The following is a 1,186-nucleotide window of genomic DNA, read 5'->3' as shown; positions in this document are numbered from 1 at the left end:
ATTGTTACACAATGTATTAAGTCAGGTTCAATACCATCTAGTATTTTTTTAAGCCTATAAGTACTAGTCACCTCTCGAAAAAAATTTATACTTTTCCTTTTGACAGATAATTGATGGCAAGTGAAGCCTTTAGAAATTAATTCGTTCTTGATAACATCACTTGAAAAGCTGCTAACAATATGTATCTCAAAGCCTAAAGACTTAAAATACTCTGCACGTTCCAACCAGTGAAGACGAAAATACCAATCTACGTTAATTACATAAACGATCTTTTTACTCATGCTTACCAACTCGATTAATTAGACCGTGAAAGACCCCTTTTACAATGCATTTAAACTGCATGAATCTAGGTTTGAGATATACGCAAAAAATGAGCGCTTGTAAGATTGACCTGATAAAAGTGTAAACTTTCCAGCTAAATGGTATATATGCTCTTTGTAGTAAGCGGTAGAAATTACGATAATAATAATAGTGACGAACTGGAGAGTGAGTTGTAAGGCTTTGACCGAAGACTTTCAACGGAGTACCGCCAACCTTATGATACATTTTCGCATTAAAGGCAGCGATACACACATAACCGTTCCGCTTAGCCCTAAAACCCCATTCAATGTCAACGCAGTCAATAAATAACTCCTCTTCCATATAACCAATATCATCAAGCGCACTCTTTGAAATAAGACAACCAGAAGCTATCAGAAAGTCACATGGAGAGAAGGTATTTTCACTTCTATCACTTGAAAAAAATCTATTGACACTATAACTAGACGTGCGAATAAACAAACATTCAGACAATGTATCTTGATCTATATGAACAGGACCGACTGCAGCAACTCTCAGCCCTTCTAGTTGAGCTGCGTGTCGAGCAAGAAACAACTCGCCTACCATAGATTCCGATGGAACACTATCTTGATCAAACAAAATAAAGTCAATAAAGCCATCATTTAGTGCCTTATTAATACCAACATTCTGAGCATATGCAATACCCATATTGTCCGATAACAGGGTTACATCGATCTGTTCAGATTTATCTATATCTATTGGCCTGGATGAATGATTATCAATGATATAGATTTTTGAAACTTGTAGTTTCAATTTCTCGACTAATAACTTCAGTTCTTGATGGACTGGATTAAACGTAATAATTATTGCAGAAACTTCTTTTTTATTTTCAATCATAATCTTATCA

General features: G+C 35.1%; 2 protein-coding genes. Both read right to left on the bottom strand.

Annotation, left to right across the window (positions count from 1 at the left end; translation table 11 throughout):
- Positions 1-281: glycosyltransferase (locus BCT81_RS18790; protein WP_277869830.1), on the bottom strand; the 281-nt coding region annotated here is incomplete at its 3' end.
- On the bottom strand, positions 274-1,186 hold a 913-nt coding region (locus BCT81_RS18785; protein WP_241908239.1), incomplete at its 5' end, for a glycosyltransferase family 2 protein. The genes BCT81_RS18785 and BCT81_RS18790, both read right to left, overlap by 8 nt.

The organism is Vibrio sp. 10N.261.52.A1 (genome assembly GCF_002876325.1).
GTDB classification, from domain to species: Bacteria; Pseudomonadota; Gammaproteobacteria; order Enterobacterales; family Vibrionaceae; genus Vibrio; species Vibrio chagasii.
The sequence above is the reverse complement of the archived record's forward strand: the minus strand, read 5'-3'. Positions and strand labels throughout refer to the sequence as shown.